We start from the raw sequence: 6,948 nt of genomic DNA, 5'->3' as shown, positions 1-6,948 counted from the left end.
TAGCAGATTGGCTCGCAGAATTCATGTCATTTTCCGTGCTTGCACGAGAAAAGGATATGGATTCTATGAGCAAGTGCCAACGACCGAAGCAGCAGAGCTGCTGAGGTGAAATCTGTAGCAGATTGGCTCGCAGAATTCATGTCATTTTCCGTGCTTGCACGAGAAAGGGATATGAATTCTATGAGCAAGTGCCAACGACTGAGACCGCAAAGCGGTTGGAGTAATCTGCGGAGGATAAAGTAGACCCTATGTAAGACCACCCCAATACCATTTGGCGGCTACCGCGTAACCGCGAGAATGTTTCTTGTGGTTTCCATAACTAAGAAATATAAAAAATGTTAATGTATATAAGTTTTTTAACTAAACTTGATAAGTAGTGATTTTTGAGGAGGCATCATTTGCTAGGCAATTTAGGATTTTCATATATAGGTCTAATTTATCTATTGATGTTAATTATTCCAAATACCATTTGGAGTAAAAATCAGCCAACAGATTATGACAATAGCCAAGAAAACAAAATATTCTTATTATGTGAACGCGTAGGGCAAGTATGCTGCACATGCAGTTTATTAATATTTAGCAATTATGATATTGTACACTTTTCAACATGGGGACTGTGGCTGCTAGCATCATTTTTAGTAATGATACTTTATGAGATTTGTTGGATTAGATATTTTACTAATGATTATATAGTAGCAAACTTTTATCGTAGTATTTTTGGAATCCCCATACCACTTGCAATCCTACCCGTGATGGCTTTTTTACTATTGGGTATTTACGGCAAAGTAGTTTGGCTTGTTGTATCTGCTATTATATTTGGTATAGGGCATATAGGAATACACATCCAGCATTTAAAAGCTATAAAATAATGCAAATTCTAGTTTGTATGATGGTCAAACTTTCAATAGGAGGCATAGCCGTGAGTGTTAATAAGATAAATATAGTTGGTGAAAATATACTAAAGAAAAGAAAGATCGCAGGCCTTTCACAAGAATCATTAGCTGAAAAACTTAATGTTTCTTGTGAGACAATATCAAGTTGGGAAAATGGAAGTTCCGAACCAAATATTGATATGATTATAAGGTTGTCACAAACTTTTAATATTTCTATAGAAGACTTAATACATGAAAAGTGCAAGTCAACAAGGTCATCTCAAATTCCATATGGGAAATGCTTGATCGGTACATACTTTGGTTTTATATTTATTATGTATCTTGGAGCTTGGTTTCAATTTTTTCCGTTTAACCTAATTTTCAATGGTTGGGAAGGAAATATTGTGATTTTTGGGCTACTGATAATTTCGATCTTAATAGTTATCTGTACATGTATTATTATAGAAGAAATCCATGATCTAAAAAAAGGTGATAAACCAATCAGATGAGCATTACATATTATTATAGATAAATAATAAATGGTACAGTAAACGCCTTCCGTTTTCATAAAAATGTAGTATAAATATTAGTTATTATTACCATATATTAATAAAATACATTAACTCAAAACACTTATATATCAGGGAGATTATGTACTTAAAGTACTACTTTAGCTTGCATAAACATAACTAACTAGGGGTAAGGAGGACTATATGAGGATTATCATTTCACCTGCCAAGAAAATGAATGTGGATACAGATTCTTTAGACTATAACAATCTTCCTGGATTTATAAAAGATACCGAGACTCTTCTTGCATATATGAGAGAGTTAAACTATGAAGCTATTAAATCTATGTGGAAATGTAGCGATAAGATTGCTTCACTTAATTATGAACGAATTCAAAGAATGAATTTATATACAAATTTAACTCCTGCTATTCTTTCATATGAGGGGATACAATATCAGTATATGGCTCCTGGAATATTTAATATGCAGGAATACAAATATATTGAAGAACACTTGAGGATACTATCTGGATTTTATGGTATATTACGTCCTTTTGATGGGGTCATACCATATAGATTAGAAATGCAGGCAAAGCTAAATGCTAATAATAAACTGTCGCTTTACGAATATTGGGGAAGTAAGTTATCTGACAATCTGTTTTCAGGGACTAATTGTATTATAAACTTAGCATCTAAAGAATACAGTAAGTGTATCTCCAATTATATTAAAGATGATACAAAATTCATCACTTGTGTTTTTGGAGAAATAATTGGAAACAAGGTGGTTGAAAAAGGCACCCAGGTAAAAATGGCTCGGGGTGAAATGGTAAGATTTATGGCAGAAAATCAAATTGAGGATATAAAGCATCTGAAAAGTTTTAATATGTTAAATTATACTTTTTCTGATCATTTTTCAAATGATAATAACTATGTATTTATAAAGTAAAACTTTTGAGGTGAAGAATGAAAAAAAATATTTATATAATTGCCCTAGTACTAGTTGTTTTTATGATAGGTATATTATTTTTTCAAAATAATGTTACTTCTACTTATAAAGCTGTAAATACTACGGAACCAAAAGATGGAAAAGCAAAAAATGAAGAAAAACCAAATGTCACCTTTGAATTAATGGGTGAAGGGGATATAGTCATTACTTTGGGGGATGAATATATTGAACAGGGATATATAGCCACAGATAGTAAGGGCAATAGTGTGAATATTGAAGTAAATTTGCCGGATTTTAATAAGGCAGGTAAACATAAAGTAGAGTACATATATAAAGACAATGATAACACGAAGGTGTTAGCTACTAGAAATATTATAATTGAACCTAATATAAATTTGGATACAAATGGTATTGCTATTTGCATGTATCATTATATTTACGATGATGATAATCCTCCAGAAAAACTAAATTCAAATTACATATCTTTAAATACATTTAAAAAAGAATTAGATTATTTAATTGAAAACGAATATTACTTTCCTACTTGGAATGAAGTAAAGGATTATATAGATGGGAAACAAATCTTACCTGACAATAGTATTGTAATAACTTTTGATGATGGACGAAAACAAACATTAGAATATATGTCTCAGTTAACTGATGAGTATAAAATACCTATGACATCATTTCTTATAACAAAAAATGATGGGCAAAGAAAAGTCGAAAAATTTAGCAGCCGATATTTAAACTTTCAATCTCACTCCCATGATATGCATAGACCTGGGGGAAGCATTGGACATGGAGGGATATTTACAGCTTTATCAGTAGAAGAAGGAGTAGCAGATTTAAAAAAATCTATAGAAATTTGTGGCAGTAGTGATGCATTCGCATATCCATTTGGAGACTATTCTGATTCTAGCCGACAAGCAATTGAACAGTCCGGCTTTTTATGTGCTTTTACAACAGAATATGGAAAAGTATACCCTGGTAATGATCCATTTGTATTACCTAGAATAAGGATGTCTAATGGACAAAGCTTGAGTAGTTTTATTAAAGCAATAAATTAATTAAACACTGATTTCCATTTTAGGAGGGAATATCATGGAGTTTTTTGCAGAATATTTAGCAAATATTAATAATCCACAACATCGGACTAGAACGGAAGAAGTTTTAGCTTGGATAACTAAGAAGTTTCCCAATTTAATACCAAAAATTGCGTGGAATCAGCCTATGTTTACTGATCACGGTACATTTATTATTGGTTTTAGTGTGTCTAAAAATCATTTGGCTGTTGCCCCAGAAAGAGAAGGTATTGTTCATTTTGCTGATGAAATTGTACAGGCTGGTTATGATAATACCAAAGAGTTGATACGTATCCAGTGGGATAATCCAGTTGATTTCTCATTACTTGAGAAGATAATCGAGTTTAATATAATTGATAAGGCAGACTGTTCAACATTTTGGCGAAAACAGAAAAAATAGGTTTTTGAAAGCATTCTTATTGTTTTCTTCGTCTCCTGCTGAATATTAGTAGAACCAATCGCGTATTAACAGACACTTAATTCCCACTTATCTTTTTTTCATTTAGTGGGAGCTTTTAGTGTCTGTTAATGCGGAATAAGTGGGAGTCTATTGGGTAGGCTAACTTTAAAATAGTATTATGAAGATGATAGATTCCTGATTTTATCAATTGAGGCTCTATCATTTTGTAATATTTGACCTGCTATTATTCTGGAATTGTCATCAAGTGTGCCTCTTAAAACTTTTTCAGCCATATTTATTCCCTCAGTTTCACCTTCTAAGGCTTTGTTGATGACTTTAGATTTGTTGGAACCTAAACCCATATCAAGTTTAATATCAGCCATCTTACCTTTTAATCCAATATTTTCGTGAGGTTGTCCACCATTATCTTGTATATACTCAGCTAAAATGTCGATATTCTCTCTATGTTGCTTTTGAATACTTTGGAAGCAATTTTTTGTATTCTCATCATCTAATTTTGAGATAAACACATTAAAACTTTCTACTGCCATATACTCACCTTGTAATAGCTGATTTAGTGATTTAAATACTTCTGAATTTTTGTGCACTTTATTTTCCCTCTTTCACTGTTATTTGTGATTAGCTTCACCCTTTGACGATAAAAATATGACAACTAGGAAGTTGAAAAAAAAATAAATTATTCTTGACATTCACGTTGCGTAAAGGTTTATTATAAAGTTGTCAGGAGGTAATAACATGGAATACACGGTAAAAAAATTAGCTGAATTAGCAGGAATCAGCACAAGGACTCTTCGATACTATGATGAAATTGATATTCTTAAGCCGGCAAGAATTAATTCATCCGGATATCGTATTTACGGTGAGACACAGATTGATAAGTTGCAGCAAATAATGTTTTATAGAGAACTTGGTGTAGGATTAGATAGCATAAAAACTATTTTATGTTCTTCTTCTTTTAATAAGCATGATGCACTTAGAGAACACCATGGTAAACTTCTTGATAAAAAGCAACAATTAGAATTGTTGATAGCAAATGTAGAAAAAACAATTGCTATGACAGAAGGGAGAACTTATATGTCTGATAAAGAGAAGTTTGAAGGATTTAAGAAAAAAATGATTGAAGAGAATGAACTGAAGTATGGCAAAGAAGTTAGAGAAAAATATGGTAATGGAACTATAGATTCTTTTAACCAAAAAATTAAGAATATGAGTGAAGAACAGTACGACTTAATTCAAAAACTAACAGATGACCTAAATGAAGCAATAAAATCAGCTTATGAAGAAGGTGATCCTTCAAGTCAACTAGCTCAAAAAGCTTGTGAGCTCCACAAGATGTGGTTGCTCAATTACTGGGATCAATATTCAAAAGAGGCTCATATGGGACTCGTGCAAATGTATGTTGACGATGAACGATTTACCGCTTACTATGATAAAATCGCTCCAGGATGTACAGTATTTTTGCGAAATGCAATGAGGATTTTTACAGGAGTAGAAGAATAAAAAAAGTGAATATAAAAGCGATTGGGTATCCAGTCGCTTTTATATTCTAAATAATCTAAATAGTATACAATTTGATGACTCATTTTCAGGATATTATTTTGCGACTCTAATCAAAATTAGTCTAGTAGAGATTAGTTTCATGAATGGTATTGTTATCTGATCATTTGACTATTTTCAACGCGTGGTGAGATATACTACTATTGCTAAACTTTTGGACCACTACAATTCATCTTCTCCAAAAGTAATAGTAACAAGATGTGCCTTAGTATACTCCTTTAATAGTTCTGGTTCTTCTAAATATTTTTCCATGTTCCATATAGACATTTCTTCAGAGTTGCCTTCAAGAACAAGTGAAATGGGGATTTTATCTCCTGCTATGATCTTATAGTTACTAGATAAATATAATTGAGATCTTGGATTATCATTATCTTTATCTTTAGGATCTGATTCTAATGTAATTCGTGATGTACCACTACCACTTCGCAGTGCAAGTCTAAGTTTTTCACTTGTATTATCGTATGAAAGATAGAATTGGCCTTCAGTTTCAGAAAAAAATAATTCGCCATGACTAACCACGATAGGATTATCACCGTAGGAGTATTCAGTCACCTCAAAAAGAATTGATTTTATATTCTCACTTACACGATAATCATAAATCATACCCTTCTCATTTGAATCTATAGTGAGATCTAAAAGCTCTTCCTGATTACTTGTTAGTTGTGCTGGCGAAATATAATAATCACCAAACTCATTTCGCAACTGATCATTTGCACAACCCCAAAATGCGAAAATTGACAATAAAATAAAACTTAATAATATTGATTTTTTCATTATTTATCCTCATTTCCACTATTTAGTTCGTTTCACCTTATTTTTACTCGATTAATTATAATAAAATTAGACAAAAACTATTTATTATAAGCTTATTAAAATTATCCCATATATTTCTAGTAAATTCAAGATAATAGAAATATAATTTACCCCACATTAATTATAACTAAATGGTATAATATAACATATAGTATACTCCCACGATGCTCCGCATATCGGACGAACACAGTTCATCCCTACGTAAAGCACCTAACCCCGGTAATGGCGATGAGTTCGCCCCATGGACAACGAGAACCTAACCCCGGTAGGCGCGAACTGAGTTCGCCCATGGACAACGAGAACCTAACCGCGGTAGACCAGCTAAGCAAAGTCAAGTAAAACATCTAAAATAAGAATTAAAATGTATTGTATAAAAATAAGCATAGCAAACAAGCCAATGGAAAATACGAACATTAGCTAAGAAATATAAAATTAATATAAATTTATGCTATTTGTTTATTCTGATAATCCGTACAATGCTCGTCTACAGATTTAATAACAAAAGGTTGGTTGTCTCTAAGTACAGCAAAAATGAAGTTAGTGATTTTATGCATAACGGCACCAAGGGCAACTTTTTTAGGTTTAGATTGTTTTTTTAGTTCGTAGTACTGTTTTAGTACTGGATTAACAGCTTTCTCATTAACAGAGCTAATGGAACACCTAGCGGCTGTAAACAATACTCTTCTAGCAAAGCGAGACCCACGTTTAGACATAGAAATTTTTGTACCTTTAAAATTACCAGATTCTTT

At 32.1% G+C, this 6,948-nt stretch carries 9 protein-coding genes; 6 read left to right on the top strand and 3 right to left on the bottom strand.

Translation table 11 applies throughout. The features are described from left to right. Nucleotides 1–398: 398 nt before the first annotated feature. The 5 genes from GC105_RS16330 to GC105_RS16310 all read left to right on the top strand — a co-directional run bounded on the left by GC105_RS16330 (nucleotide 399) and on the right by GC105_RS16310 (nucleotide 3,808). Nucleotides 399–869: a hypothetical protein gene (locus tag GC105_RS16330; RefSeq protein WP_246169881.1), complete on the top strand. Its 471-nt coding sequence runs from the start codon at nucleotides 399–401 to the stop codon at nucleotides 867–869. A 50-nt stretch (nucleotides 870–919) separates the two neighbouring features. After that, entirely contained in the window at nucleotides 920–1,381 is a 462-nt protein-coding gene (locus tag GC105_RS16325; RefSeq protein ID WP_193708465.1) for a helix-turn-helix domain-containing protein, read from the top strand. Nucleotides 1,382–1,585: 204 nt separating this feature from the next. Then, the gene (gene yaaA, locus GC105_RS16320; RefSeq protein ID WP_152806966.1) at nucleotides 1,586–2,326 is read left to right on the top strand and encodes a peroxide stress protein YaaA; all 741 of its coding nucleotides are present in this window, start codon (nucleotides 1,586–1,588) and stop codon (nucleotides 2,324–2,326) included. 17 nt (nucleotides 2,327–2,343) lie between these two features. Continuing rightward, entirely contained in the window at nucleotides 2,344–3,393 is a 1,050-nt protein-coding gene (locus tag GC105_RS16315) for a polysaccharide deacetylase family protein (protein ID WP_152806964.1), read from the top strand. A gap of 34 nt (nucleotides 3,394–3,427) precedes the next feature. Then, nucleotides 3,428–3,808, top strand: coding sequence for an iron chaperone (locus GC105_RS16310; RefSeq protein ID WP_152806962.1), 381 nt, complete (start codon nucleotides 3,428–3,430; stop codon nucleotides 3,806–3,808). A gap of 176 nt (nucleotides 3,809–3,984) precedes the next feature. Here the strand turns inward: GC105_RS16310 and GC105_RS16305 are convergent, their stop codons facing one another. Further along, nucleotides 3,985–4,416: a DUF2383 domain-containing protein gene (locus GC105_RS16305; protein WP_343030067.1), complete on the bottom strand. Its 432-nt coding sequence runs from the start codon at nucleotides 4,414–4,416 to the stop codon at nucleotides 3,985–3,987. Between the two features lie 148 nt (nucleotides 4,417–4,564). On the opposite strand from GC105_RS16305, the gene GC105_RS16300 reads away from it, so the two are divergent. After that, nucleotides 4,565–5,329: a MerR family transcriptional regulator gene (locus GC105_RS16300; protein ID WP_152806960.1), complete on the top strand. Its 765-nt coding sequence runs from the start codon at nucleotides 4,565–4,567 to the stop codon at nucleotides 5,327–5,329. Nucleotides 5,330–5,548: 219 nt separating this feature from the next. Here GC105_RS16300 and GC105_RS16295 read toward each other — a convergent pair whose 3' ends face one another. Together GC105_RS16295 and GC105_RS16290 are read right to left on the bottom strand one after the other, a co-directional pair. Continuing rightward, nucleotides 5,549–6,160 carry a hypothetical protein gene (locus GC105_RS16295; RefSeq protein ID WP_152806958.1) on the bottom strand — a complete coding sequence of 204 codons (612 nt, stop codon included), beginning with the start codon at nucleotides 6,158–6,160 and terminating at the stop codon, nucleotides 5,549–5,551. Nucleotides 6,161–6,642: 482 nt separating this feature from the next. Next, the coding region (locus tag GC105_RS16290; protein WP_152806956.1) for a transposase at nucleotides 6,643–6,948 on the bottom strand (306 nt) is incomplete at its 5' end.

It is taken from the genome of Alkalibaculum sporogenes, from assembly GCF_009362815.1.
GTDB lineage: Bacteria > Bacillota > Clostridia > Eubacteriales > Alkalibacteraceae > Alkalibaculum_A > Alkalibaculum_A sporogenes.
Note: the sequence above shows the minus strand (reverse complement) of the source record. Positions and strands in the feature narration are given on the sequence as shown.